The sequence below is a fragment of the Verrucomicrobiia bacterium genome (assembly GCA_026414565.1).
GTDB lineage: Bacteria > Verrucomicrobiota > Verrucomicrobiia > Limisphaerales > Fontisphaeraceae > Fontisphaera.
In genome coordinates, this window is record JAOAIT010000059.1 from 35,269 (window position 1) to 61,553 (window position 26,285).

The window sequence follows — 26,285 nt, forward strand, 5'->3', positions numbered from 1 at the left end:
TTCCAACCAGGCCCGCGATTGATAGAAAAGGCCCATGATCGCCAACTTGAAAGTGGGTTTCCTCGGCGCCGGCAAAATGGCCACCGCCCTGGCGCGCGGCTTTGTGCGGGCAGGGCTGGTCGAATCAGATGCCGTCACGGCCAGCGATGTCTCGCCGGCCGCGCGGGCGGCCTTTGTGCGCGACGCCGGCGGTCAGGCGCTGGAAACCAATGCCGCCGTGGCCCGGCTTGCCGATGTCCTGTTCATCGCGGTGAAGCCCCCCCAGGTGCCGCTGGTGCTCCAGGAAATCTCCCCCCATTTGGGCCGCAATCACCTGGTGGTTTCCATTGCCGCAGGCATCCCGCTCGCCCGCTTGCAGGAGGCCCTGCCGCCGGGAACACGGGTGGTGCGCGTCATGCCGAACACCCCGGCAATCGTGGGCGCCGCCGCCAGCGCCTATGCCTTGGGCCCACACGCCACGCCAGCCGATGCGGAGCTGGTGCAAAACCTCCTGGCCGCCCTCGGCTTCGCCTGTCAGCTCCCCGAACACTTGCTGGATGCGGTCACCGGCCTGAGCGGCAGCGGGCCGGCTTATGTATATCTGGTCATTGAAGCCCTGAGTGACGGAGGCGTCGCGGCAGGGCTGCCCCGCGACATCGCCACCCGCCTGGCGGCCCAGACCGTCCTGGGCGCCGCCCGCATGGTCATGGAGACAGCACAGCACCCGGGTGCCCTCAAGGACCAGGTGACCAGTCCCGGCGGCACCACCATCGAAGGCCTTCACGAATTGGAGAAAGCCGCCGTCCGCGCCGCGTTCATCAATGCCGTGCGCGCGGCCACCGAAAAAAGCCGCAAATTGGGGAGCCAATGAAATCACCGGAAACCGCCCTGTCTGGTCCGGGACGGCTCTTTTGGCGGAGCCTGACTGCGCTGGTCAGCGGCCTGGCGCTGATGGTCTGGTATTTCATCATCGTCCAGGCCGCCGGGGTGGTGGGCAGCTTGTCCAACGTCCTGCTCCCGCTGGCCCTGGCGGCCATTCTGGCCTGTCTCCTGGACCCTGTGGTCACGGCCTTGCAAAACCGGCTCAGGATTCCCCGCTCCCGCGCCATCTTGCTCGTGTTTTTCCTCGCCGTCATGCTGGTCCTCATTCTCCTGGCCACGGTGATCCCCCAACTGATCTATGAAATCATGCATCTGGTGGACACCCTCCCAGCCACCATCGAAAAATTCCGGCTCCGCCTGGATGAACTGCTCAAAAACACCGCCGCCGGCGTAAAATTGCAGGCCCTTTGGAGTGCGGAATTGGAGGGCCGCGTGAAGGAAGCATTGCCTGCCGTCACCACCTGGCTGCTCCAGCAGGTGGCCAAGGCCGCCGGCTGGCTGGGATTCCTCGCCGGTCTGGCGCTGGTGCCCGTGTACTTGTTCTATTTCCTGTTGGAAAAAAGCCAGATCGTGGCACGCTGGCAGGACTACCTCCCACTGACCGAATCCCGCATCAAGGAAGAAGTAGTCTATGTGCTGCGGGCCTTCAACGACTGCCTGGTCGCCTTTTTCCGCGGCCAGGTCCTGGTGGCGCTGTGCATGGGGGCCATGCTCACCGCCGGTTACCTGGCGCTGGGCCTGAATTATGCCCTCCTCCTGGGCGCGCTGGCGGCCCTCCTCGGCATCATCCCCTACTTGGGTTACATCATCAGCGTGGGCCTGGCCTTGATCATCGCCGTGGTCCAATTTGGTGACTGGTGGCATCCCGCCCTCCTGCTGGCCATTTTTGCCGCCGCCCAGGCCTTCGAAAGTCTCTACATCTCGCCCAAAATCATCGGCGATCGCGTCGGCCTCCATCCGGTGGTGGTCATCGTCGCCATCCTGGCCGGCACCACCCTCATGGGGGGCGTCATCGGCGGGTTGCTGGCCATCCCCCTGGCCGCCGCCTTGCGGGCCATCCTGGCGCGTTACGTCTGGAAACGCCAGCAATCCAGCCCCAACCCCGCCGCCACATCATCCCCTGCCTGAACCACAGCCTATGGACAAGCAACAGGTGGCTGAGATTTTGCAGGACATCAGCGTCCTGCTGGAGTTGAAAGGCGAAAATCCCTTCAAGGCCCGCGCCTATGCCAACGCCGCCCGCGCCCTGCTCGCCCTCGAGGAACCCCTGGAAAAAGTGGTGGCCGAGCAGCGCCTCGGGCAAATCAAAGGCATCGGCGACGCCCTGCAGGAAAAAATCACCCTCCTGGTCACCACCGGCCACCTGCCCTATTACGATGAATTAAAAGCCTCCATTCCCCCGGGCTTGCGGGAGCTTCTGACCATCCCCGGCCTCGGCCCCAAAAAAATCAAGGCGCTCCATGAAAAATTGGGCGTGGACGATGTGGCCAAACTGGAAGCCGCCTGCCATGCCGGCCAGGTGGCCACGCTGGATGGTTTTGGCGAAAAAACCCAGGCCAAACTTCTCGAAGGCATCGCCTTCCGGCGCCAATATGCCTCACGTCATCGCCTGGATCTGGCGCTGCACGCCGCCGAGCCTATTCTGGAAGCCCTCCGCGCCCACCCCGACGTCATCCGCTGCAGCACCGCGGGCAGTCTCCGCCGCTGGAAGGAAGTCATCGGCGACGTGGATTTCCTCGCTTCCTCCAAAACCCCCGCTGCCGTGATTGATTTTTTTACCCGCCTGCCCGGCATCATGGCCATCCAGGCCAAAGGCGAAACCAAGGCCAGCGTCCTGCTGGAGGGCGGACTCCAGGCCGATTTGCGGGTGGTCAGCGAGGCCGAATACCCCTTCGCTCTGGCCTATTTCACCGGCAGCAAGGAGCACAACATCGTGATGCGCCAGCGCGCCATCCAGCGCGGCTTGCGGCTCAACGAATACGGCCTGTTTCGCTCCCAGGACGAAACCCGGGATCCCGCCTTGCGCCTGGATTGCCGCACCGAGGAGGACATCTTCGCCGCGCTCGGCCTGGCCTACATCCCGCCGGAACTGCGCGAGGACCGGGGCGAATTTGCCGCCGCGGAAAAGGGGCCACTCCCCCGCCTCCTGGAATGGACAGACCTGCGCGGCTCTCTGCACAACCATTCCAACTGGAGCGACGGCCAGCACACCCTCCGCGAAATTGCCCACCACGCCGAGGAGCTGGGCTTCGCTTATTGGGCCATCACCGACCACTCCCGCGCCTCGTTTCAAGCCCACGGCCTGGAGCCGCTTAAGGTGCGCGAGCAAATCCAGGCCATCACCGACCTGAACCGCCAACTGGCGGCCGAGGGCAAGGAAGTGCGCCTGCTCACTGGCATCGAGGTGGACATCCTGGCCGGCGGCAAATTGGATTTGCCGGATGATCTGCTCGCGGAGCTGGAGGTGGTGGTGGCCAGCATCCATCAGGGTTTTAGCCAGAATGAAGCCGAAAATACCAAACGCCTCATCGCCGCCGCCCAAAACCGCTGGGTCCACGTCCTGGGCCATCCCACCGGGCGTTTGTTGCTGGAACGCGAGCCTTACAAGGTCAATCTGGAGGCGGTCATTGACGCCTGCGCCGAAACCGGCACCTGGATCGAGTTGAACGCCAACCCCTACCGCTTCGACATGGACTGGCGGTGGTGGCCGCTGGCCAAATCCAAAGGCGTCAAGTGCGTCATCAACCCCGACGCCCACCGCCACGAGCACGCCGGCTATTTGCGCCTCGGCGCGCACCTCGCGCGCAAGGGCTGGCTCGAAAAAGCCGATGTCATCAACACCCTGCCCCTGCCCCAACTGCTCCCCGCCTTGAAGGAGGGCAAACGCCTCCGCCGGGCCAAAGGCTGATCGGTCCCGTTTGAAAAACAGCACGCTGCCGCCCATCCCAGATCAGCCGACCCACGGCTCACAACCCCAAGAACGCCCACACCTCCCCCCACCCCAACGCCACCACCCCGCCTTTCCTTCAGCCCGGCATGCCCCGGGAAACTAGCCCGCCGGGAAAAAGACTTCAGGACCCGCCCGGCAGCCGCCCCAGCCAGCGGGCCACCGATTCGCGCTCCTCCGCCTCCAAGCGGCGGCGCTTGTTCAAAAAATGCTCATACTTGGCCTTCTCCTGCGGCGTCCAGGCGTTGGCCTCCACATAATCCCCCGCAAATGGCACCAGTAAATCAATCCAGCAGGCGAGCTTGTCCCATTCTTCGCGCGTAAGCGCAACCCCGTAATGGCCTTGTTGCAAAAGCCCCATAAGCTGGCTCCGCGCAGCACCGGCGGCATACGGCGGCAGCGGTGAGGGCACGGATTGCGAGGATATCCACGAAACCAGACGCCCCTCCGGCTGACCGCGATACGGCCCAGGACGATTGCCTTCGCGTTCCTGAAAACTTTGCGTCAGATTCAAATAGGCTTCGCTCCAATGACGCCGCGCCACCGGATCCGTGACCGCACGGCTCAGCAAACTGAACGCATTGGTGGAGGCCTCATCGGCCCGCCGCGCCACAACCCCCTCTCCCAGCCAGCGGGCTCCCGGCATCATCTCTTCACTCCGATGATGACACCGGATGCAATGCCGGTCCAAAATGGGCTGAATTTCGCGGGTAAAACTGAATCCCCGCGGCGGCCCATAAAAAGGCCTCAACTCCTCCGGCCCGGCCCGCTGGGCCAGCGTGGGCCGGGTCACCGGCGGCGCGGTGTTCTTATGCTCGTGGCAACCCACGCACGAAGCCACTTCCCCCGGCTGCAGGGTGGACCAACTGCGCATGGTCTGAACCACAAACCCCCGGGCATCCAGCGCTTGAAAATAAACCGGCGTCCGGGCGGGCACGTAAAATGCAGCCGACCCGTCCGCATGTACCCGCGCCTGACCCAGCACGCGTTTGACATCCCAACTGCCGTTGCCAATCGCTATCGGGGTGCTGATGAGCGCCCCGCCCCCCGGTCCCCCGCTGTGGTTCTCCCCAATCCCGGCCGCCCTAAACTCCAAAGCCACCACCCGCAACTGTTCAATGGTGCCTCGCGGCACTCCCGCCAGCCCCGGCCCGGCATACACGTCCTGCAAATAAAACACCGCGTTGGTTTTCCGATAATCCACCCGCGCCGGCTGCACCACCGGCCGGCGGCGCGGCCGCAGCGGCACCGGATGCTGCACCGCGCACCGCACATCCCCCGCCAGCCATTCCCGCCGCCCGGCACGATCCATGTAATAAAGGCTGAAATGCGCGTCTCCCCGCCCTTGATCGTGGCTCCAGCCCAACGGAGCATAACTGACCAGATACTCGTTTTCGTTCAAGGGATAAGGATGCTGGAACAGCTCCCCCTCCTGACCGTAGGCATCTATCCGTTCCGCCCGGGTCACCCGCTCAGGCGCAATCAATGTCACCCCCGCGTTCTCCTGCCGCCCTCGCGCCGGATCAATAATGGCCAGCTTGCCGGTTTGCGGCGAGTGATGCCCGCAAAGAATCGCCAGAACTTTCTGTGTGCCCGGTATCTGCCGGGCATGGGTGATGACCGTGGGAAACCACGAATTGTTGCCATAAAACTCCGTTTGCCCCGTGCCGTCAGGATTCATTTGAAACAGGGCCTGCGGAAATATCTGCCCCCGATCATTGTAATCCCAGCGCGTGTATAAAACCCGTCCATCCTCCGTCACCGTCGGAAATACCGTGTGCACCTGATCCACCCCCAGCCGGCGGATGAACTGCCCGTTGGCATCGCAGGTGTAAAGATTGCTGACCTCCGTCCAAAAACAATCCACCGTTTGCACACAACGGGTCGAAGAAAATATTATATCCCCATTCGGCAGGTAGGCCGGCTCATAATCGGCACACCCCGCCCCCGCCGTAAGCTGGCGGACCTGCCCCTCCGGCAGCGACATCTCATAGAGATGGTAATCATCCTCATTCAGATGCTTTTTCCACGCGAAGAGTATTTTCCGCCCGTCGAATGACACCTCCGGATCCCTGATGACGCCCCCCTCATCCGCCAGCAAAACGCGCACCCTCCCATAAAGTCCATCCATCTCGAGCAGACACAAGGCGGCGCCCGGCAAAAAATGGCGTTCATGCTGCGCATCAGACTGCCCTTCCGTGTAGGCAAAAAACGACGGGCGTATCGTGCGGCGCCGCGTGAACACCACCGCCGGCGCTTCCCGCATCAGCGTTTGCAGGCGGACGGCCCGCCGCGCCTCGGCCGCCTGCCGGTAAAGCGCCAGCCACTCCTCGGCCCCGGCCGCCTTGCCGCGCTGATTGAGCTGGGCATATTTCTCCTGCAAGGCTCGGCCGGCCGGCCCCAGCTCGGCCAGTACCCGCTCCACCATCTTCCTTTCCCTCTCCCCGGCCGGGCGCACAAACCAATCCGCAAAATCCACCCCCGCATCCTGCAGCGTCCAATCCCACTCCATCGGAAAATCCCGCTCCACCTGCAGCCAGAGCGCCCGACTGGCCTGGCGGCGCTGGGCTTCCGGCAAGGCCGCCTCTGCCAGACGCGCGCGGCTGGCCGCCATGGTCTCCACCCATCCGGCTCGCTTGACGTAATACGACTCCACGGCTCCAGCCGCCCTGAGCGGTAATCCCACCATCCCCGCCAGCAACAGCAGCCCCACCCAATGTCCACTTCGCCTCATGTCTTTATTATGGACGTAATTGAAGGATATTTATTGCTGTTGAATCCTCATTATTTTTCACCGCCTGGCCTGTGCCATGACCTCCATGTATATTGAACTCATGGACGCGGAACAAATCCTTGGGTTGGTTCTAGCCCTGATGATCATGGGGGTGGCAGTGCTTGGAGCGCTGTTGCCCGGCTTGCCCAGCACCCCGCTGATCGTAGTCGCCCTGCTGGGCCATAAACTCTACTTCGGCGAGGACAGCGCGCGCTGGTGGGTGCTGGCCGTACTGCTGCTCCTTGCCGGTCTGGCAACAGCCATGGAGTATCTGGCCACACTCCTCGGCGCAAAGAAAATGGGGGCATCCCGTTGGGGAATGTTCGGCGCCATGGCCGGCCTGGTGATCGGCCTGGGCGCAGGCGCCTTGATCGGATTGGTGGGAGGGCTGGTGGGGCTCCTCATTGGCCCCTTGCTGGGCGCAGTGGTGTTGGAGTCCATCAAGGGACGACCCAAACCAGAGGCCTGGCGCGCCGGTCTGGGAGCGGCCCTGGGCGTGCTGGCGGGAGCTGTGGGCAAAGTCCTCGTCTCCCTTCTCATCGCCCTGGTTTTTACCGTGGAGGTTCTCTGGCAGACACTCCGCTGAGCGCCGGAATCCGCAAAACCACCCTCCCCGCCCGCCGCAGGGCGCAGGCGCCAGGGGTATTTCCGCCGGGCCAGGAGCGCGCGCCAATCTACCGCTTCTCCCGCACCACAATCTCTTGCGGCGCCTTGTTTTTGGCCACCGCACCGGCCGGCAATACCCCCCGCCAGTTGGTGCACGGATAAACCACCGAATCCCGGCCAATAATACTCCCGGGATTAAGCACGGAATTACACCCAATCTGCGCGCGATCACCAATCAACGCCCCAAACTTGCGCAGCCCCGTATCCACCAACCGACCCTCCACCATCACCGTCACATGGCCGGGCACCAGTTTCAAATTGGATAAAATGACCCCCGCCCCCAGGTGCGCCTTGTGGCCGAGGATGGAATCCCCCACATAATTGAAATGCGGCACCTCGCACCCGTTGAACAGCAGCGCATTCTTCAGCTCGCAGGAATTCCCCACCACGCAACCATCGCCAACAATCACATTCTCGCGAATGTACGCATTGTGCCGAATCTGGCAGTTGCGCCCAATAATCGCCGGCCCCTTGATCATCGCCCCGTCCTCCACCACCGTGCCTTCGCCAATAAACACCCGCTCCCCAATGTAGGCCACGCCCTCGCAGCGGTTTTTCAAGACGGGTTGAACCCGATCCTTCAGATAATCCGCCAGCCGCGCCAGGGCTTCCCACGCATTTTGGCAGCCGGCAAAAACTTCGGCATGTTCCGTCTGGCTCAAGTCAAACAAGGCATCCGGTGCAAACATGCGTCCAGCCTAAATCAAGGATGAGAGGCCGAAAATCCAAAATTTGCTTGAGCCGCAACGATGAATGGCTTACCCATGCAGCAAAGCTCCCGCCTCTGGTCCCCTGCCATGGGCCCATGAAGCCGGGGAGCCGCTGTAACACGTTTCCATACTTACGCCATGAACATGTCATCCACGCTGCAGGCCGCGCTGGCGGGCCTCCTCCTCGGAACCTGGGCCGCCGGGGCCGCCACCACGCCCGAAACCCGCACGCTCTCCCGGGCCGCCCTCCTGGACAAAATCCGCGGCGGCTGGGCCGGACAAATGATCGGGGTGGCCTACGGCGCCCCCACGGAGTTTCGCTCGCAGGGCAAAATTCTGGAAACAAATCTCGTGTGGAAGGAGGGCATGTTGGAAAACACCATTCACCAGGATGATTTGTACGTGGAAATGACCTTCGCCAAAGTCATGGACGACCTCGGCCTCAAGGCCACCAGCCGCGACTACGGCCGCGCCTTCCGCGATTCCAAATACCATCTCTGGCATGCCAATGCCGGCGCCCGCCGGGCCTTGAATCAGGGCATCGATGCCCCCTGGTCAGGACATCCCCGCTATAATTTCCATGCCAACGACATTGACTTCCAGATCGAGGCCGACTTCATCGGCCTGATGTGCCCCGGCCTGCCCCGCGAATCCAATAAATATTGTGACCGCGTCGGACGCGTCATGAATTACGGCGACGGCCTCTACGGCGGCATGTTCGTCTGCGGCATGTACGCCGTGGCGTACTTCGAAAACAACCCCCGCCGCGTGGTGGAAGCCGGTTACGCCTGCATCCCCCCCCAAAGCGAGTACGGAAAGCTCATCAAAGACGTGCTCGACTGGCATGCCCTCCACCCCAATGACTGGCGGAAAACTTGGCAGTTGATTCAAGACAAATGGGACAAGGACGACCCCTGCCCCGATGGCGCCCTCACCGCCTTCAACATTGATGCCAAGTTGAACGGCGCCTACATCGCCATGGGTCTGCTCTACGGCCAGGGAGATTTTGAAAAAACCATGGAAATCTCCACCCGCTGCGGCCAGGACAGCGATTGCAACCCCTCCAGCGCCGCCGGCGTCCTCGGGGTCATGCTCGGCTACTCGGCCATCCCCGCCCAATTCAAAGCCGAAATGCCGGCCCTGGAAAACAAAAAGTTCGATTACACCGACTATTCCTTCAAGGATATCGTGGCTTCCACCGAAAAACGCGCCCTGCAGCTCATCCGCGCCACCGGCGGCAAAGTCAGCGAGACGGAGGTCACCGTCAAACTGCAAAAGCCCTCCGCGCCCAAATTGGAACAATGGAGTCCCGGCAAACCCGTGCGCCGCCTCGGCGTCACCGACAAGGCCTGGGAATGGATTGGCCCGTGGCGCACCGACAAAAATCTCAAAGTGGCCGAGGGCGTGGGCATGTCCACCGTGCTCAAGTTTGACGGCGTGGCCGTCGCCGTCCTCGGCGTCCTCAACGACCAGGGCGCGCGCGCGGATGTTTATGTGGACGGCCGCAAACAAAAGCTGCCGCTCGACGCCTACATCGTCCCCAACACCCATGACAACGTCCTGTGGCAAATTTACGGGCTTAAACCAGGGCCGCACACCCTGACCATCGTCCCCAACGGAACGGCCGACAACCGCTCCAAAGGCCGGCGCATCGCCATCCGCGAGGCCGTGATCTACCAATAACCCACTCCCTCCGGCTTCCCCATGAATCCCTCCCCTTTCCATCCCCGGCAAAGGCTGTTGACCCTCGGGCTGGCCGGCCTCGCCGCCGCCGCGCTGCTCCTGGCCCCTGCCGGCTGCGAGCGCAAGGCCGCCGACGGGCCGCGCAAACCGCGCATCGCCCTGGTGATGAAGTCGCTGGCCAACGAGTTCTTCCTGACCATGGAAAACGGCGCCCGCGCCCACCAGAAGGCCAACGCCAATAAATACGAGCTGCTGGCCAACGGCATCAAGGACGAGCTGGATGTGGGCCGCCAGATTGACCTGGTCGAACAGATGATCGCCCAGCGGGTGGATGCCATTGTCATCGCACCGGCCGACTCCAAGGCCCTGGTGCCCGTCTGCAAAAAAGCCCGGCAGGCCGGCATCCGCGTCGTGAACATTGACAACAAATTTGATGCCGGCGTGCTCGCCCAAAGCGGCGTCAAGTTTCCCTTCGTCGGCCCGGACAATCGCAAAGGCGCCCGCATGGTGGGCGAGTACCTCGCCAAACACCTCAAACCCGGCGATGAAGTCGCCATCATCGAAGGTGCCCCCAACGCCTTCAACGCCATCCAGCGCAAGCTCGGTTTCGAGGACGCCATGAAAGCCGCCGGCATGAAGGTGGTCAGCTCGCAAAGCGGCTACTGGGAAACAGACAAGGCCAACAAAGTCGCCGCGGCCATCATCAACGAATACCCCAACCTCAAAGCCTTCCTCTGCGCCAACGACAGCATGGCCTTGGGCGTGGTGGCGGCCTTGCGCGATGCCGGCAAACTCGACCGCATCCGGGTCGTGGGCTACGACAACATTGCCGCCGTGCGCCAACTGCTCAAAGAAGGGCGCGTCCTCGCCACCGCCGACCAGCACGCCGATCAGTTGGCCGTCTTTGGCATCGAATACGCCCTCGAAATGTTGCATTCGCAGGCCGCCCCATCCGACCGGGAAACCCCCGTGGATTTGATCACCGCCGCCTCGCTCAAGTAATTCGCCCCGCCACCCCCGTTTGCTGCGCGCATGTCCGCCCCCGCCCCCTCCCCGCCGCGTGAGCCCAATTCCCCCTTGCTCCGCGCCCAGGGGTTGACGATGGACTTTGGCGCCGTCCGCGTCCTGCACGGGGTGGACCTGGAGCTGCAACACGGCGAAATCCATGCCCTGGTTGGCGAAAACGGCGCCGGCAAAAGCACCCTCTCCCGCATCCTCGCCGGCCTGCTGACCCCCACCGCCGGCCTCATGGAATTGAACGGCCTCCCCTACGCCCCACGCCGCAAACGGGACGCCGAGCAACGCGGCGTGCGCATGGTGCTGCAGGAGCTGAATCTGATCCGCACGCTCTCCATCGCCGAAAACCTCTTCCTGGCCCACCTGCCCCACACCGCCGGATGGATTCACCGCAAAACCCTCGAGCACCTCGCCCGGTCCGCGCTGGCTCGCGTGAACCTCGCCGGATTGTCGCCCTGGACGCCGGTCTCCGCCCTGGGCATCGGCCAGCAGCAAATGGTGGAAATTGCCGCCGGCCTGGCCCATCAATGCTCACTGCTGATTTTGGATGAACCCACCGCCCCCCTGACCGACCCCGAAATCGAGCGCCTTTTCGCCCAACTCCGCGACCTCAAATCCCGCGGCACCACGATCCTCTACATCTCCCACCGCCTGGAGGAAATCCGCCGGCTGGCCGACCGCATCACCATCCTGCGGGATGGACGGCGTGTGGGCACATGGCCCATCTCCGACCTCGGCATGGAGGACATCGTCCGCCACATGGTGGGCCGGGACCTTGATACCCTCCCGGAGCACCGCCAGCACACCCCCGGCAGGCCGGCCTTGCGCGTGGAAAACTTGCATTCCGGCACAGCCGTCCGCGGCGTCAGCTTCACCGTGCGCCAGGGTGAGATTGTCGGCATGGCCGGCCTGGTGGGCAGCGGACGCACCGAGACCCTGCGCGCCATCTTCGGGGCTGACGTGCCCGAGGCAGGGGCCATCTACCTGCACGACGAACCCCAACCCGCGCGCATCAACTCCCCCGCCGACGCCGTCCGCCAGGGACTGGCGCTGCTGACAGAAGACCGCAAAGAACAAGGCCTCCTGCTGCCCCTCCCCATCCGCTGCAACCTCACGCTCGCCAGCCTGCCCCGCCTCGCCCGCCGGGGCTGGCTCAGCCCCCGCTGGGAGGATGCCCCCACCCGCCAATGGCTTGCCGCGCTGCAGGTCCGCTGCCAGGGCGCAGAGCAACCCGTGGCCGAACTGAGCGGCGGCAATCAACAGAAAGTGGTGCTCGCCCGCTGGTTGATGCGCGACTGCCGCATCCTGATGTTTGATGAGCCTACCCGCGGCATTGATGTCGGCGCCCGCTTTGAAATCTACCAATGGCTCCAGCACCTCGCCGCCGAGGGCCGGGCCTTGCTCGTAGTGTCCTCCGATTTGCGCGAGCTGATGATGCTCTGCGATCGCATCCTCGTCATGTCCGCCGGCCGCCTGGCCGGTGAATTCGTCCGTGGTCAATGGACGGAAGATGCCCTGATGGCGGCCGCGCTCAGCGGCTACCTCAACAAGCCACAGCCTGCAACGAACCATGGCAACTGAACCTCAACCCTCCCCAAGCCCCTCGGTGGGGCTGCGTCTCCTCCAGGAGTACGGCGGCCTGGCAGGGGCCTTGCTCGCGCTGGTGGTGGTGTTCAGCCTCCGCACGGAACATTTCCTCAGCCACACCAACTTCGTCGCCATCGCCAATCAAATCCCCGCCATCTTGTTGGTGGCCGTGGGCATGACCTACGTGTTGATTATTGCGGAAATTGACCTGTCCGTCGGCTCAGTGCTCGGTTTCTGCGGAGCCGTGGTGGGGGTGGCCATGACCCAATGGGGCTGGCCCGCCCCCCTGGCCGTGGGCGCGGGACTCCTGGGCGGCGTGTTGTGCGGCGCCTTCAATGGTCTGGTCTCCCTGGCCTGGCGCCTGCCCAGTTTCATCGTCACCCTGGGCATGTTGGAAATGGCCCGCGGCGGCGCCCATGCCTTGACCCGGAGCCAGACGCAATACATCGGCTCAGCCATTGAAGGCATCGCGGGCACCACCTTCCTGGGATTGTCCGTCCCCTTCTGGCTGGCCTTTCTGGTCATGGCCGCGGCCCAACTGGCCCTCACCCGCACCGTCTTTGGCCGCTACATGATCGCCATCGGCACCAACCAGGAAGCCGTCCGTTTAAGCGGCATTGACCCCCGCCCCATCAAATTGGCGGTCTTTGTCTTGAGCGGTTTCCTGGTGGCCCTGGCTTCAGTCATTGACACCTCCCGTTTTCAGTCCGCCAATCCCAACGCCGGCATGGGCTTTGAACTGCAGGCCATCGCCGCTGCCGTCATCGGCGGCACCAGTCTCATGGGCGGACGCGGCTCGGTGGTCAGCACCTTCTTCGGCGTGCTCATCATTGCCGTGCTCAATGCCGGCCTCTCCGCCGAAGGCGCCCGCGATGAATTGAAACGCCTGGTCACCGGCGCCGTAATCGTGCTCGCAGTGATTTTTGATCAATACCGGCACCGCGCCACCCAGCGCCGTGCCGCCTGACAACCCCCTGATGGCCATGAAACCCAAACATCCCCCCCGCCCCGCCATCGTGGTGGTGGGCAGCTCCAACACCGACATGGTGGTGCAAACCCCGCGCCTGCCCCGCCCCGGTGAAACCTTGCTGGGCGGTCGCTTCACCCTCGCCCCCGGCGGCAAGGGCGCCAATCAAGCCGTGGCCGCCGCCCGCGCCGGCGGCAGGGTGGCCTTTGTCTGCCGGCTCGGCCGCGACCTCTTCGGCGACCGCGCCCTGCAAGGTTTCCGCCAGGACCGCCTGGAAGTAAAATGGATCCAGCGCGACCCCCGCGCCCCCTCCGGCGTGGCGCTCATTGCCGTCGCCCCCGATGGGGAAAACAGCATCATCGTCGCCCCCGGCGCCAACGCCCGCTTGTCCCGGCAGGATGTGGCCGCCGCGGCGCCCGCCCTCCAAAAAGCCCGCGTAATCCTGGCCCAACTGGAAGTGCCCCTCCCCGCCGTGCGCGCCGCCGTGCGGGAGGCCAAAAAGGTGGAAGCCCTCGTTATCCTCAATCCGGCTCCCGCCCAGCCCTTGCCGGACGCCCTGCTCCGTCAGGTGGACGTTTTGACCCCCAATGAAACCGAAGCCGAATTATTGACCGGCCTGAAAGTGGACTCCCCCGCCGCCGCCGCACAAGCCGCCCACCTTCTGCTTCAGCGCGGCGTCAACACCGTCTTAATCACCCTGGGCGCCCGCGGCGTTTGGCTCGCCAGCCCCGCCGAGGCGGCCCATCTGCCCGGCTTCAAAGTGCGCCCCGTGGACACCACCGCCGCCGGGGATGTGTTCAACGGAGCGCTCGCCGTGGCCCTGGCGGAGGGACAACCGTGGCGGGCAGCCGTCCGCTTCGCCCAGGCCGCCGCCGCCATTTCAGTGACCCGCCTGGGCGCCCAACCCTCGGCGCCCCACCGGCACGAAATCGAAGTTTTCCTGCGCCGCCACCAGCCCGCATAAAACGGAGCATGCACGGGGCATCCCAGGATTCTTTCTACGCGCGCTGGCGGACCTCACAAACTCCCCCGGCCCTGCGGGAAACTTCCACCCCCGCGCCGCCCGAACGATGGCTCCAATGGCTCTGGCAGTACCAACGCCTCCAGCGCGATCATTTGCACTTGCTCGATGGCCGCCCATTGAGGGTGTTGCATCCCGGCTTTTGGAATCACGAATCCGGCCCGGATTTCCGCCGGGCGGTCCTTCAGCTCGGCCACGAGCCGCCCCGCCAGGGTGATGTGGAAATTGACCTTCAGGCGGCGGGCTGGCGGCAGCATGGACACGAAAACAACCCGGCTTTTGCCTCCGTCATCCTGCATGTGATTTGGGAGCGGCCCCCCCATCTCCCCCCGCCCCTGCCCGCCCTGGTGCTCAAGGACTATTTGGAGGCTCCTCTGGAAGCGCTGGCCGCGTGGATCACCTCGGAAACTTCTCCCGACCTGCCCCCTGACCAGGCCGGGCGCTGCGCCGCAGCCTGGCGCGAACTATCTGCCACCCAACGGCTGGCGCTCCTCCACCAGGCGGCCTTGGTCAGACTGCACGGCAAGGCGCTCCAACTGCTGCATCGCGCCCGGATCTCCGGCTGGGAGCAGGCCCTCTGGGAAGGCCTGTTTCGGGCCCTCGGTTATAAACACAACACTTGGCCCATGCAATGCCTGGGCGAACTGCGCCCCCGCCTGCAAGAAGGCGCCACCACTGCCCTCCACTGGCAGGCCAGGCTCCTCGGCATCGGCGGTTTGCTTCCCGACGACGTGAACGCTCCCCGCAGCGGGGCGGCTCACACCCGCCAGCTCTGGGACTGGTGGTGGCGGGAACGCAGCGCCTTTGACGACTGCCTCATGCCCCGCTCCGTCTGGCGCTTCAGCGGTTTGCGCCCCGCCAACCACCCCCATCGCCGGCTCGCACTGGCCGCCCATTGGCTGGCCACGCCCCACTGGAGCCAGCGCCTGCAAAAGTGGTTTGCCACCGATTGCCCCTCACGCCATCGGGCGGAATCTCTGCTGGAAACTCTGACGGTGCGCGACGATTTCTGGGAATCCCACTGGAGCCTCAACTCCCCGCGCCTGGCCCGCCCCCAGCCCCTCCTCGGCGCGCAACGGGCCACCGATTTGGCAATCAATGTGCTCCTGCCCTGGTTTTATGCCCAGGCCCTGGAACACCGGGATCGCCCCCGCCTCCGTCGTGTCGAGCAGCTCTACCTCGCCTGGCCGGCCGGTGAGGATAACGCGGTCCTCAAACTCGCCCGCCAGCGCATGTTGGGCGGCGGCTCCCCCGTACGATTGCCATCCGCAGCCGCGCAGCAAGGTCTGCTCCAAATCGTGCGGGATTGTTGTGACCAGGCGGATACCCTCTGTGCGCCATGCCTCTTCCCGGAGCTGGTGCGGCAGTTTGCCGCTGCCCATCCTCAATCCCCCGCCCCCTGAACCCCTCGCCCCTCACGCATTCATGTCCTGCCAGTTTCGGGCCATCCGGCCAAAGATCCACAACGCCACGGCTGCCACCACCCCAACCGCCGCAAACGGCAACCAGACATGAACATGGGGGGAATACGTGTCCCACAGCAACTGTGTTGCCTGCACATGATCCAGGCCGGTGACTTCCACCAGCTTGTCCATGGCCTGCATCCGCGTCACCCCCAGCGTCTCCTGCAGGGTGGCGATGGAGCCATCCCAATTCTTGCTCTGGCCCCACGGCGTTTTCTCCGCCAGGTAACGCAGGGCCAGCACCGCCTTTTCGCCATAATGCCCATACACATATCCCGCCAGTTCACTGCCCGCGTACACGCCCACACCCACCGGAATGTTCACATAGCCCAGATACAAGCCCTTCTTGCCCGGCGGCGCAATCAGCCCCAGATACTCGCTCTTCTTGGGGCCGGTCAGCATCTCGCCCAGGGAAAACAGCAGAATGCCCGCGATCAACAACCACACATTCGGCGTCCACCCGGCCAGCACAATGCCGCCCGTCGCCATCAACATGCCGATCAGCATCGCCTCCAGCGTGCGCATCTTCCGTGTAAGCCACGCCATGCCAATGACCCCGAGAATGATGAACAGCGCATTGAAACTCAGCAACACCTGCTGCCGCACCATCGGCCCGCGCGGCGTGTCCCCCACCATGGACTTGTACGCCCAGTCCGGCAGGTGCCGCAGCAGCTCGGCCGCCGGCCGGCTGTCCAGCCAGTCGCTGATGAAATTGGGCTGCAAATCCCAAAGTTGATACATCATCAACCAGAAGCAGGACATGATGGCAATCCATGCCAGCAGCCGCGGCTCAAAGATGTTGCGGATCGTCCGGGCCAGCACCGACAACGGCGATTCCGTGGCCGACGCCCCCGAGGGCGTGTCTTGCAGGAAAAACAGCAGCAGTAGATTGAAACTGGTGAACACGGCCGACGCCAGAAAAAGGTTGCGCCACGCCTCCTTGGAATGTGCCTCCGCATAAAACGGCCCCGGAAACGCCGTGCTGTACACCAGAAACAGCGAAGGCAGAAAATGCCCGATAAACGCCCCCACATTCACCACCCAGTAAAAAATGCCCCACCCCACCGACGAGTTGGCCTTGGTCAATATGTTGGCCAGTGAACCTTGAATGCTGGGCTTGAAAAACGCCGTGCCCGTGGCCAGCGTCATGATGCTGATGAACAACGCCCAGTAGTTGCTGATGAACCCCAAATCCCGCATGAAGGCAATCATCAGATAGCCCACCATCATCAGACTCAGGGCAAACGTCAGCGTGCGCTTGTACCCAAAACGATCCGCCAGCCCGCCGGTGAACACCGGCAATATGGATTGAAACACCGCCCACCACGCATAAATCGTCCCCTTCTGGGCCGCCGTCAAATGCAGCCCCCCCGGGTCATCCGCCTGCATGATGTAGATGGGAGCCATCACCCGCAGGTTGTAAAATGCCAGCCGCTCCCACATCTCGATGACGTTCAGCGTCCAAAAAGTCCGGCCCAAACGTGGTTTTTCACTCGTGCTCATGCGGTGCGCGCCGGAAAAGTGGCATAACCGCCGTCACTTGTCCATCCGCCACCACCATAAAAACCCATTCCGCCGATCATAAATTGCTGGCCAGACGCCCCCCGGAGTGACAGAATACCGCAGTATGAAAAAAATCCCCCTGCGGACTTCCCGCCGTCATTTCATCAAAGGGGCGGTGGCCGGCCTCACCACCGTGACCATCATCCCCCGCCATGTCCTCGGCCAGCCCGGCGTGCCCCCGCCCAGCGAAACCGTCGGCGGCGCCTTGATCGGCTGCGGCGGCCGCGGCCCCGGCACCTTTGACAACCTTAAAGGACTCAACGCCGTCAAACTGGCCGAGTGCGATGTCCGCTTCAAAGACCGCGCCGACAACAAGAGGTATTACACCGATTTCCGCCGCGTCCTCGAGCGCAAGGACATTGATGTGGTGGCCATCGCCACCCCGCCCCATTGGCATGCCCTGATTTCCATCATGGCCATGGAGGCCGGCAAGGATGTCATGTGCGAAAAACCCATGACCCGCTTCATCGCCGAGGGCCGCGCCGTGGCCAACGCCGCCAAACGCTACGGCCGCATCTTCCAGATCGGCACCTTCGGCCGCTTCGCCGCCGCCCAAAATCCCCGCGATGTCCTCACCCGCAAAATCATGAAAAGCGGCCTGCTCAAGGAATGCAAAGCCGTGTACCTCAAGGCCGGCGGCCTGAAAGTCAAGGAATGGAGCGGCATCGTCAACGCCAAACCCCAGCCCGTGCCCCCCTGGCTGGACTGGGATATGTACGTCGGCCCCTCCCCCATGAAACCCTATCATCCCCACCGTTTCGGCGGCACCCATCGCGGTTATTGGGACTACGAAGGCGGCGGCCTGGGCGACATGGGCCAGCACGCCATGGACCCCGTGACCTGGACCTACGGCGTGGACGACACCGCCCCCGTCGAAATCGAAGCCCTCGCGCCCCCCGCCCATCCCGAAGTCTGCGGCATGTGGGGTTGGGTGGAACTGAAATATGCCAATGGCTTCACCATCGTCCTGGTCAGCGGCGAATGGGGCCCCGATTATGACCGCCTCAAAGCCCGCCCCGTCCGGCTGGAGGACCTCGATGAAGCCAGCCAGCAGAAACTCAAACAAATGCCCGACCCCGAGCCGCTCATTGATTTCACCCAGGCGGTCAAAACCCGCCAACAACCGGGGGGCAATGCCGAAGCCGCCCATCGCACCGTCTGCATCATGCACCTGGCCAACATCGCCATTCGCGTCGGCCGCAAAATCCGCTTCGACCCCGTCAAGGAGGAAATCATCGGCGATGAAGAAGCCAACCGCCTCGTCAACCCCCCCATGCGCCCCCCCTGGCACCTGTAAAAAAAGCAACCTGTTCACTCTCAACTTCCGGAGGCTTTATGGCAGACACGACCCTCGACGTAAAAGCGCTGGTGGAGCAAATGCCCGAAGTGGACAAACCCGGCACCCCCAGCAAATTCACCGGCCCGGCCTGGAGCGACGCCGAGCCGGTCTATCAAAAATTACTCACTGCGGGCGATGCCGCCCTCAAAGAATTGCTGGCGCTGGTCAAAGACCCCGCCGATCCCGCCTTCCAGAACTACAAGGCCGAGTACGTCCTCCATGGCCTGGTGGTTTATGTCGGCCGGGCGGACCAGGCAAAAAATCGGGAGCGCCTCGCCCAACTCCTGGCTGGCGCCATGAATGATGCCTCCCTGCACAAGGCCACCCGCGGGCTGTTCATCCGCGAATTGCAATGGATCGCCGGCCCGCCCCAGGTGAACGACCTGGCCAAATTGGCGGGCGACGAAGAACTGGGCCTTTACGCCCTGGCCTGCCTCGAGACCCTCGGCAAACCAGCCCTCTCCGCCCTCGTCCGCTGCCTGGCCCAGCTCAAAGGCCGCCCACTGGTGGGCGTCATTCAAGCCCTCGGACGCTGGGAAGCCCGGGAGGCTGCTGCCACCCTGCGCCGCCTCCTGTTGCACGCCGACCGCGATGTGCGGCTGGCGGCCGGCTGGGCTTTGGCGCGGCTGGGCGACGCCGCCGATGCCCAGCGTTTGCTCCTCCTCGCTGACAAGGGCGACGATTGGGAAAAACCCCAAATGACCAAGGCCTGCCTCCTCCTGGCCGAAAAGCTCACCGCCACCGGCAAAATCCGCGACGCCATCAAAATCTACCAACATCTTCAGCGCACCCGCACCCACCCCAAAGAACGCTACCTCAAGGAGGCCGCGGAAAAGGCGCTGGCCGCGCTGAATGTGGCGCTCTGAGATGCCTTAGCGCGCCGGCGGCCGCCATCTCTGGCGATAATACGCGTGGCGCTCCATCACGGACTCCACATAGTCACGGGTGGACGGAAAACCAATCTGTTGCACAAACGCCGCGCTGTTGGTGGCCGCCGCGCCGCTGATCCATTTCAATACGTTGGCCCGCCCCGCATTGTAATCGGCCAGGGCATACGGCAGCGGGTTATCCGTCCGCGTGTAGCGCGCCAACAACCGCCGCAAATACCACGCGCCGCATTCAATATTCTTCTGCGGCTCATACAGCTCCGTATGCAACAACAGCAGCCGGTTCTCCGCCTTGGCCCAGTCTCGTGCCGTGGGCTCCATGATCTGCATCAAGCCAATCTCGCCGCGCCGGCCGCGGGCCTTCGCATCAAAGCGGCTCTCCCGCCAGATCACCGCTTTGATCAACGCCGGTTCCACCCCATACTTGACCGCCGCCGCCGCGATGAGGGAGTCATAGGCGTTTTCCCGCCCCGCCCGCCAGCGCTCAAAAAGCCAGAGCAGGCCGCCCACAGCGATGATCACCACCAACCATTTTTGCCATCGGCTTAAACGCACGCCGCCACACTGCCAGATCCGGCCACGCCGCGCACGCCTATTTCCTTGGCCCTCCGCCCACCCGCCCCCCCGGCAATGCACCTCCCCGCGCCGCAAACACGCCGCCCCCCGGAAGAAATGGCGTTGGATAATGAATTGCGCGATATTAGTCTTCCGTCACAATGATGTTTGTTTTTTATGAGTGAACCGTCAAAGCAAAGCGCCACCGCCGGACGGCGTGGCCTGAAACTCCTGGCAATCCTGGCCGGCGGATTGGCCCTCATCCTCGTCGCCGCCTACCTCCTGCTCACCAGCGGCTGGTTTTTCAAAAGCGTCCTCCTCCCCAAAGCAGGCGCAGCCATGCAGGCCAGGCTCTCCGCCGACGACGCCACCGTGTCCCCCTTCAGCGGCATCGTCCTGAGCGGCTTCAAGATGGAAACCACCGGCGCCGCGCCGTTGCTGGCCGTCAAGCAACTCTCCTTGCGCTACTCCAGTCTGTCCGATTTGCTCAAGGGCAGGATTTATCTGGATGAAATCACCCTGGACGGCCTGGAGGTGCGCTTGGTCGAAGACGCCGATGGCCGCAACAACTGGAGCCGCCTGATCCAACCTTCTGACGCACCCACCCAGGCCCCCACCTCTTCCGCCCCCCCCGACCTCTTGATCAAAAAACTGGTGCTGTCCAACACCCTCCTGGCCTACCAGCAACGGCATCCGACCAATGCCCAATCCGTGGAAATCAGCGGCTTGAATTTGACCCTGGAAAATGTGGGCAATCGCCAAACCGCCGCCCTCCGCCTCGCCACCCTGCTGAAATGGCACCAGCAGGATGGCTCCCAAACCCAGTCGCTGGCCTGTCCGCTCTCCGTCGAGGGAACCCTGACCCTGGATGATAAACTCCTGCCGACCGCCAGCCAGGGCCGTCTGAAACTCGAAATCAACCAAGCCACAGGCATGCTGGCCGAAACCCGCGCCCTGGCCGGACAACTGGATTGGGACTGGACCCCCACCGAAATTAAACAAGGAACTCTCGCATTTACCCGCAGCAATCAACCCCTCGCCGCCCTGCATGTCCGCGGCCCCTTCCAGCCCGCCCGCGGTGAGGGCAAACTCCAGTTTGAATTGGATCGCGTCGGCGGCCAGGTCCTCAATCTCGCCGTGGCCATGACCGGCTACTCCATCCCCCATGCCTCCCTCTCAGCCCGGGGTGAAATCGAGCTGGCCGAACAGGCCCAAACCATCAGGGCCGCCGGCACCTTGGATGCCGCCCAGCTCAGTCTCGCCCAGCGGGGCAACGCCACGCCCCCAGCCGATTTGCGCCTGCGCTTTGCCGTCGAAGTGCAGCGCGCCAATGCATGGGCCAACCTCCGGGAACTGGCCCTCACCGCCACCTTGAGCAATCGGCCCCTCGTCCACGCCACCCTGACGCGCCCCATGCAGGTAAGCTGGGGCAAAACCCAGGGCCTGCCGGAAGAATCCGAATTCCTCCTCACCGTGGACAACCTCAATCTGGCCGACTGGCGGGCCTTGCTGCCCGACCTGGACCTCGGCGGGCAGGTGGATTTGCGGGCGCTGGTGCAATCCCGCAACGCCGGACAAACCCTCGCCCTCGATGCCCGCGGCGGCATCCGCAATCTGCGCCTCAAGCTGGATACCAACCTCTTCACCGCCGCCGAAATCCAGGCCGAGGCCCGCACCCTCACCACCCAATTCCAACGCACCGACCTGGCGCACCTGGCTCTCCGTTATCTGGAAGGCCGGGAAAAGATCTTCACCGCCACCGCCACCGGCCACGTGGATCATGTCCGCCAGGATTTCCATCTCAAGCTGGACACCGAGGCAGCCCTGCCCCGGCTCCTCGCCCAAGCAGGCCTCACCAACGCCCACCTCTCCTCCGGCAATCTGCAATTCTCAGGCGAAGTCACCCAGCACAATCACGCCCCCACCAATGCCCCCGCTCCACTGCTCTCGCAATCCATTGTCAGCCAATGGCGGCTGCAAAACCTGAGCGGGAAGTATGAGGATTTCGTGCTCGATCGCCTGAGCGCCGAGGTGGACAGCCATCTGGTGCTCAGCAACGACTGGGTCCTGATCCGCCGGCTGCAGGCGCGTTCGTCCCAGGCCGGCCAACCGGCCGGTTTCCTCGAAATGTCCGGCCAACATCATTTGACTCGCACCAACGGCCAGCTCTCGCTGCAACTCTCCAATGTCAACGAGCGCCTCTTCCAATCAGCCGCAGCCCTCCTGGGCTCCAATCGCCTGGAATCTGCCCGCCTGAATGCCGCCCTGGTGATGGCCTACGCCCCCGGCCAATGGTCCGCCCATGGCAGCCTGCAATTGACCAACTGCCTGCTCACCGACCCCGCCGGCACCTGGCCGCGGGAGCCTTTGACAGCCGAGCTCCAGTTGGATGTGAGTCAGCGCGCCGCCCTGCTGGAGGCCCGGCGCGTGCACGCCCATTTCCAGTTCAATCAGCGCGATGCCGGCACGGTGGAACTCGCCGGCCAGTGGGACGCTTCACGCACCAATGCCCAATTCAAGGCCCGCGTCCGGGGGCTGAATGAAAATGCCCTCCGACCTTGGCTCGCCCGGGCCCTCGCCCCGGCCACCCTCGAAAGCATCTCCATGGAGGCCGAGGCGGAAGGCCGCTATCAGCCCGGCGCCCCAACCTACCTGTCCGCCTCCGCGCAAGTGAGCCGGTTGTCTTGGCGCGACGCAGCCGGCCAGCGCCCGCCGGAGCCTCTGGCCCTCGGTCTGATGCTGGACGCCGCCTCACCGCTGGCCAACCGTCTGGAGCTCCGCACTGCCAGCCTCCAACTGGCCCCCACCGCCCGTGCCACCAATCGCGTCGAAATCAAGGGACAAATCGCTCTGGCCAACCTCTCCGCCATTACCGGCCGCCTCGACATCGCCTCCGAAGGGTTGGACTGGACCCCGTACCATCGGCTCTACAAGGCCCTCGCGCAAACCAATGCCACCCCGCCGGCTTCGCCCTCCACCGTCCAGGTGGAAGCGCCTCCCACGACACTCCCGCTAACCAATTTCCTTATCACCGCCCGCGCCTCGCACTTTTATCTCGAAGAATTGGCGGCCAGCAATTTCACAGCCTGGGTGCGCGTGGATGGCCCCCGCCTGAGCCTCAGCAATTGGACCGCCACCCTCAACGGCGCGCCAGCCCGCGGACGTGTGGATTTGAATCTGGCTGTCCCCGGCTATCAATATGACCTGGACCTCCAGCTCCAACGGCTCCCCCTGGCCCCGCTGGCAGCCTCCTTCCTGACCCCCTCCCCCGACCCCTGGCAGGGCGACCTTTCCCTGGCCCTGGCCCTCAAAGGCAAGGGCAGCACCGGCCCCAATCTGCGGCAACACCTCAGCGGCCACTTCCACTTGGAGGTCACCAACGCCGCCTTGCGCATCAAACAGTTGCTCACCCCCCCACGCGGGGCCACCACCACGCCCTCCCAGCAATTCCTCCGTGTCCTCGTCGGCATCCTGGACCCCCTGCTCAATGCCGTGGGCACCGCCGTGGGCGTGCCCAACCTCATCGCTCAACCCTTCACCACCTCACGCCTGCAAATGGAAATCGGCCAGGGCGCCATCGAGCTGCGGGACTTTACCCTGGCCAATTCCACCATCATCGTCGGCTCCCGCGGCCGCATCCCCATGGCCGATGTGCTCACTGCCAGCCCCCTGGATTTGCCGGTGGAGATCTCCCTTTCCGTCCCGCTGGCCCAACGGCTGCAAATCGTCAGCGCCGCGCCGGGAGCCAGTCATGTGAAATTGCCTGATTTCGTGGCGGTGCGCGGCACGCTGGATAACCCCCAAACACGGCTCAACACCAAGGCCATCACCGGCACCGCCCTCCAACGCGTGGGCAAGGAAGTCGGCGGCGAGGCCGGCGCGCTGCTCCAGGGCGTGGGCAACCTCCTGGGTGGCGGAACCAAAGCGGTCACCAACGCCCCGCCGCCGCCCACCCAGCCCAAGCCCACCCCACCCAACACCAACGCCCCGATCAACAACCTGATCAACGATTTATTCCGCCCCAAACCCAAGCCGTAGGCCCCCCCAAAACGCCCCGCATCTCTAGTTGCCTTTGGCTTGCCAGCGGATTTTTACCGCCACATCCCGGCGGAACTCGGGCACTCTCAATTGCAACCGGCCCCCTTGGGAGGCCACCGTGCTCTCCTGCAGGGGCTGGCCTTCGCGGGTATTGAACCATTGCACCTGGCAGGCCCCGGCAGCCATGTCCGGCACCTCCAATACCGCATCTCTCACCACCGGCGCCTCCTGCTTCTCCATCGCCAGCCTCCACCACGTCGCCTGTGGATGCCAAATCCAAAAATAGGCCATGCCCTCCCCTTTCTGGCCAAACGCCTTGAGCGGCGGAGTGATGCTCACCTGCACCGGTTTGAGTTGCGCCTGCGTAAAAGGTATGTCCCGCACAAAACGCGCCACCGGCTCATAAACCGCATAGGCATTCCGCCGATGCACGTCATCCCAGTACCAATGGCATACCGTGCTCCCATACCCCAGCGCCAGCGTCAGCCACAGCCCATTGTGCAGGTGCACCCATTCCTTGTCCTGCTCCAATTCCGGCGCCCGCTGCCAGTTGGCATCGGTGATGCCGTACTCGGCAAAAAACAACGGCCGCTCCTTCAACCGGGCGCGGTTGATTTCATACTGCGCAAGAATGCTGGCCACTTCATCCTTCCAAATCTCGCCGGAAGGCGGGCGCAGGTAATGATGCTGATTGGCAGCGTCCAAATCCGGATGCGCGTAATCCTTCGAGGGGGAATGCCACGTGCTGTTCACCCGCAAATGCCGATACACATCCACCGTGTCCAAATAACGCCCCAGTTCCGTGTAAAATGCCTCCGTCGGCAGCCCGGGATCCATCTCATTAAAATATTCCCACGCCGCCACGTGCGTGGAATACCCCCACCGCGCCACCGCATAACGCAGCAGCCGCCGCGCATAATCAGTGGCCGTCCGGTATCCCCGCCCCCCGGCCTGCCGTAAAAGGTGCATGTAATGATCGCGCGTGAACAAAACAATCTGCAGATGCACCCCGCTTTGCTCGGCCGTTTCCAACACGCGATCCAGATAAAAACAGTCCCGCTCATTGTAAACCCCCATCACCGGCCGGTTGGGATCGGCTTCCTCCAGCAGCTCCGGCCCGCCCCCCGCCTCCTGCAACGAAAAATCACGCATCCACACCGTGCCACCCCGGGGCAGGCGAAAAACCACCGGCGGCAGGGCCGCCCAATTCAGGTTGGTAAACGTCATGCTCCACGGCGTCCATTGCCGGCGCGGCGGCAGCGTCTGGCTGCCGGCCAGCTCAAAACTCACCTCGCTTTGCCCCTCCGCCCGATAAGCCAGGCGCAGAGTGTAGGCGGTCTGGGCGCGCAACACCACCGGCTGCGAAGGATTCATCGTCAGCGTGGCCCCCGCCTCCCCGCTCAACTTCACACACAGCCGGTTGGCGTGATAGCCCGCGGCATCCGGGCTGATCACCAGCGGAGGATTCCAGCTCCAGGACCGGCCCCACGCGCTCTTGCGTGCCTCGATCCCCAGCCCCCAATCCTCCGCACAGGCCCACACCCGCGCAAAATTACCGCCCGCCGCCCCAAATCGCCGCAGCATCTCCCCCTGCAGACCCACATCCTTGATGAAGGCAATGTTCTGGCCCACCGCAAAAAATGGCCTGCCATCCGTATATTCCAGGTAGCGATAATCATGAGCGGATACCCGCAAAAAACCCGGCCGATTGGACGGACGGGATTCAAACGTGAACTCCTCCGATGCCACGCTGCCGGCGCGATCCGTAACCAGCGCCCACGCCCGATAGCGCCCCACCTCGGCGGGCGCAAATCGCACCTTCCATACTGGCTTGCCCGCCGGATACCATGCTTCACCCTCCCCTTGCCGGCCGGCGCGCGTCAATCGTTCAAACGGTTGATAAATAAACCCCGGCAGTGTCAGGCGATCCCCCGACGGCGTGACCATCTCCAGCCGCACATCCACCTCCACGGGATCATGCGGATTGTCCGCCACCGCCTGAAAGGGAAAGGTGAACTCAATCTTCTCAAAGCGCCCCACCACCGGCTGCGAGACCTCAACACTCAGGCGTCTGCCGGGCGGCGCGGAATCGGCCGCCGGGAGATACCAGGGGCTTGCGCCCAAACACCAACCCACCAAAATCGTCAGGGAGCGCTTCATGGCCACAGCATGACACGCCCTCTTGGCCAGGCAAGCGTGCATTCCCGA

The 26,285-nt window shown here is 63.8% G+C and carries 18 protein-coding genes; 13 read left to right on the plus strand and 5 right to left on the minus strand.

Going from position 1 to position 26,285, the window contains the following annotated elements:
• The first annotated feature begins 34 nt into the window (after nucleotides 1-34).
• From proC to polX, 3 genes are read left to right on the plus strand one after another with little or no spacing between them, the layout of a single operon-like run.
• Nucleotides 35-850, plus strand: coding sequence for a pyrroline-5-carboxylate reductase (gene proC / locus N3J91_14180; GenBank protein MCX8157570.1), 816 nt, complete (start codon nucleotides 35-37; stop codon nucleotides 848-850).
• Nucleotides 847-1,989, plus strand: a complete 1,143-nt coding sequence (locus N3J91_14185) for an AI-2E family transporter (protein MCX8157571.1) — start codon at nucleotides 847-849, stop codon at nucleotides 1,987-1,989. Before proC ends, N3J91_14185 begins: the two co-directional genes overlap by 4 nt.
• Before the next feature lie 10 nt (nucleotides 1,990-1,999).
• On the plus strand, nucleotides 2,000-3,769 hold the full coding sequence (gene polX, locus N3J91_14190) for a DNA polymerase/3'-5' exonuclease PolX (protein ID MCX8157572.1): 1,770 nt from the start codon (nucleotides 2,000-2,002) through the stop codon (nucleotides 3,767-3,769).
• Nucleotides 3,770-3,932: 163 nt separating this feature from the next.
• Here the strand turns inward: polX and N3J91_14195 are convergent, their stop codons facing one another.
• The gene (locus tag N3J91_14195; GenBank protein MCX8157573.1) at nucleotides 3,933-6,542 is read right to left on the minus strand and encodes a hypothetical protein; all 2,610 of its coding nucleotides are present in this window, start codon (nucleotides 6,540-6,542) and stop codon (nucleotides 3,933-3,935) included.
• Nucleotides 6,543-6,642: 100 nt separating this feature from the next.
• On the opposite strand from N3J91_14195, the gene N3J91_14200 reads away from it, so the two are divergent.
• On the plus strand, nucleotides 6,643-7,167 hold the full coding sequence (locus N3J91_14200) for a DUF456 family protein (protein ID MCX8157574.1): 525 nt from the start codon (nucleotides 6,643-6,645) through the stop codon (nucleotides 7,165-7,167).
• Nucleotides 7,168-7,255: 88 nt separating this feature from the next.
• Here N3J91_14200 and N3J91_14205 read toward each other — a convergent pair whose 3' ends face one another.
• Nucleotides 7,256-7,936, minus strand: coding sequence for a UDP-N-acetylglucosamine diphosphorylase (locus N3J91_14205; protein ID MCX8157575.1), 681 nt, complete (start codon nucleotides 7,934-7,936; stop codon nucleotides 7,256-7,258).
• Nucleotides 7,937-8,095: 159 nt separating this feature from the next.
• Here N3J91_14205 and N3J91_14210 point away from each other — a divergent pair, with 159 nt between their 5' ends.
• The 6 genes from N3J91_14210 to N3J91_14235 are packed head-to-tail and all read left to right on the plus strand — an operon-like array spanning nucleotide 8,096 to nucleotide 15,635.
• Nucleotides 8,096-9,640 carry an ADP-ribosylglycohydrolase family protein gene (locus N3J91_14210; GenBank protein ID MCX8157576.1) on the plus strand — a complete coding sequence of 515 codons (1,545 nt, stop codon included), beginning with the start codon at nucleotides 8,096-8,098 and terminating at the stop codon, nucleotides 9,638-9,640.
• 21 nt (nucleotides 9,641-9,661) lie between these two features.
• Nucleotides 9,662-10,642 (plus strand): sugar ABC transporter substrate-binding protein, encoded by a 981-nt coding sequence (locus tag N3J91_14215; GenBank protein ID MCX8157577.1) that lies wholly within the window; start codon nucleotides 9,662-9,664, stop codon nucleotides 10,640-10,642.
• A gap of 30 nt (nucleotides 10,643-10,672) precedes the next feature.
• Nucleotides 10,673-12,238 carry a sugar ABC transporter ATP-binding protein gene (locus N3J91_14220; protein ID MCX8157578.1) on the plus strand — a complete coding sequence of 522 codons (1,566 nt, stop codon included), beginning with the start codon at nucleotides 10,673-10,675 and terminating at the stop codon, nucleotides 12,236-12,238.
• Entirely contained in the window at nucleotides 12,228-13,211 is a 984-nt protein-coding gene (locus N3J91_14225; protein MCX8157579.1) for an ABC transporter permease, read from the plus strand. Before N3J91_14220 ends, N3J91_14225 begins: the two co-directional genes overlap by 11 nt.
• A gap of 16 nt (nucleotides 13,212-13,227) precedes the next feature.
• The gene (gene rbsK, locus N3J91_14230; GenBank protein MCX8157580.1) at nucleotides 13,228-14,175 is read left to right on the plus strand and encodes a ribokinase; all 948 of its coding nucleotides are present in this window, start codon (nucleotides 13,228-13,230) and stop codon (nucleotides 14,173-14,175) included.
• Nucleotides 14,176-14,183: 8 nt separating this feature from the next.
• On the plus strand, nucleotides 14,184-15,635 hold the full coding sequence (locus tag N3J91_14235; GenBank protein MCX8157581.1) for a DUF2851 family protein: 1,452 nt from the start codon (nucleotides 14,184-14,186) through the stop codon (nucleotides 15,633-15,635).
• A 12-nt stretch (nucleotides 15,636-15,647) separates the two neighbouring features.
• Here N3J91_14235 and N3J91_14240 read toward each other — a convergent pair whose 3' ends face one another.
• Nucleotides 15,648-17,198: an MFS transporter gene (locus N3J91_14240; GenBank protein MCX8157582.1), complete on the minus strand. Its 1,551-nt coding sequence runs from the start codon at nucleotides 17,196-17,198 to the stop codon at nucleotides 15,648-15,650.
• A 124-nt stretch (nucleotides 17,199-17,322) separates the two neighbouring features.
• Here N3J91_14240 and N3J91_14245 point away from each other — a divergent pair, with 124 nt between their 5' ends.
• Nucleotides 17,323-18,555 carry a Gfo/Idh/MocA family oxidoreductase gene (locus N3J91_14245; protein ID MCX8157583.1) on the plus strand — a complete coding sequence of 411 codons (1,233 nt, stop codon included), beginning with the start codon at nucleotides 17,323-17,325 and terminating at the stop codon, nucleotides 18,553-18,555.
• A 38-nt stretch (nucleotides 18,556-18,593) separates the two neighbouring features.
• The gene (locus N3J91_14250; protein ID MCX8157584.1) at nucleotides 18,594-19,463 is read left to right on the plus strand and encodes a HEAT repeat domain-containing protein; all 870 of its coding nucleotides are present in this window, start codon (nucleotides 18,594-18,596) and stop codon (nucleotides 19,461-19,463) included.
• Nucleotides 19,464-19,469: 6 nt separating this feature from the next.
• Here N3J91_14250 and N3J91_14255 read toward each other — a convergent pair whose 3' ends face one another.
• Nucleotides 19,470-20,039: a lytic transglycosylase domain-containing protein gene (locus tag N3J91_14255; protein ID MCX8157585.1), complete on the minus strand. Its 570-nt coding sequence runs from the start codon at nucleotides 20,037-20,039 to the stop codon at nucleotides 19,470-19,472.
• A gap of 177 nt (nucleotides 20,040-20,216) precedes the next feature.
• Between N3J91_14255 and N3J91_14260 the strand changes: the two genes are divergently transcribed.
• The gene (locus N3J91_14260) at nucleotides 20,217-24,077 is read left to right on the plus strand and encodes an AsmA family protein (GenBank protein ID MCX8157586.1); all 3,861 of its coding nucleotides are present in this window, start codon (nucleotides 20,217-20,219) and stop codon (nucleotides 24,075-24,077) included.
• 24 nt (nucleotides 24,078-24,101) lie between these two features.
• Here the strand turns inward: N3J91_14260 and N3J91_14265 are convergent, their stop codons facing one another.
• Nucleotides 24,102-26,237 (minus strand): DUF5060 domain-containing protein, encoded by a 2,136-nt coding sequence (locus N3J91_14265; protein ID MCX8157587.1) that lies wholly within the window; start codon nucleotides 26,235-26,237, stop codon nucleotides 24,102-24,104.
• Nucleotides 26,238-26,285 lie beyond the last annotated feature (48 nt).

What these genes read in the sequence shown, in the direction of transcription:
- N3J91_14200 (MCX8157574.1), top strand. Translation starts at nt 6,643, where the DNA reads ATGGACGCGGAACAAATCCTTGGGTTGGTTCTAGCCCTGATGATCATG.
- N3J91_14250 (MCX8157584.1), top strand. Translation starts at nt 18,594, where the DNA reads ATGGCAGACACGACCCTCGACGTAAAAGCGCTGGTGGAGCAAATGCCC.
- polX (MCX8157572.1), top strand. Translation starts at nt 2,000, where the DNA reads ATGGACAAGCAACAGGTGGCTGAGATTTTGCAGGACATCAGCGTCCTG.
- N3J91_14185 (MCX8157571.1), top strand. Translation starts at nt 847, where the DNA reads ATGAAATCACCGGAAACCGCCCTGTCTGGTCCGGGACGGCTCTTTTGG.
- N3J91_14215 (MCX8157577.1), top strand. Translation starts at nt 9,662, where the DNA reads ATGAATCCCTCCCCTTTCCATCCCCGGCAAAGGCTGTTGACCCTCGGG.
- proC (MCX8157570.1), top strand. Translation starts at nt 35, where the DNA reads ATGATCGCCAACTTGAAAGTGGGTTTCCTCGGCGCCGGCAAAATGGCC.
- N3J91_14265 (MCX8157587.1), bottom strand. Translation starts at nt 26,237, where the DNA reads ATGAAGCGCTCCCTGACGATTTTGGTGGGTTGGTGTTTGGGCGCAAGC.
- N3J91_14235 (MCX8157581.1), top strand. Translation starts at nt 14,184, where the DNA reads ATGCACGGGGCATCCCAGGATTCTTTCTACGCGCGCTGGCGGACCTCA.
- N3J91_14225 (MCX8157579.1), top strand. Translation starts at nt 12,228, where the DNA reads ATGGCAACTGAACCTCAACCCTCCCCAAGCCCCTCGGTGGGGCTGCGT.
- rbsK (MCX8157580.1), top strand. Translation starts at nt 13,228, where the DNA reads ATGAAACCCAAACATCCCCCCCGCCCCGCCATCGTGGTGGTGGGCAGC.
- N3J91_14240 (MCX8157582.1), bottom strand. Translation starts at nt 17,198, where the DNA reads ATGAGCACGAGTGAAAAACCACGTTTGGGCCGGACTTTTTGGACGCTG.
- N3J91_14245 (MCX8157583.1), top strand. Translation starts at nt 17,323, where the DNA reads ATGAAAAAAATCCCCCTGCGGACTTCCCGCCGTCATTTCATCAAAGGG.
- N3J91_14210 (MCX8157576.1), top strand. Translation starts at nt 8,096, where the DNA reads ATGAACATGTCATCCACGCTGCAGGCCGCGCTGGCGGGCCTCCTCCTC.
- N3J91_14220 (MCX8157578.1), top strand. Translation starts at nt 10,673, where the DNA reads ATGTCCGCCCCCGCCCCCTCCCCGCCGCGTGAGCCCAATTCCCCCTTG.
- N3J91_14260 (MCX8157586.1), top strand. Translation starts at nt 20,217, where the DNA reads ATGAGTGAACCGTCAAAGCAAAGCGCCACCGCCGGACGGCGTGGCCTG.
- N3J91_14205 (MCX8157575.1), bottom strand. Translation starts at nt 7,936, where the DNA reads ATGTTTGCACCGGATGCCTTGTTTGACTTGAGCCAGACGGAACATGCC.
- N3J91_14195 (MCX8157573.1), bottom strand. Translation starts at nt 6,542, where the DNA reads ATGAGGCGAAGTGGACATTGGGTGGGGCTGCTGTTGCTGGCGGGGATG.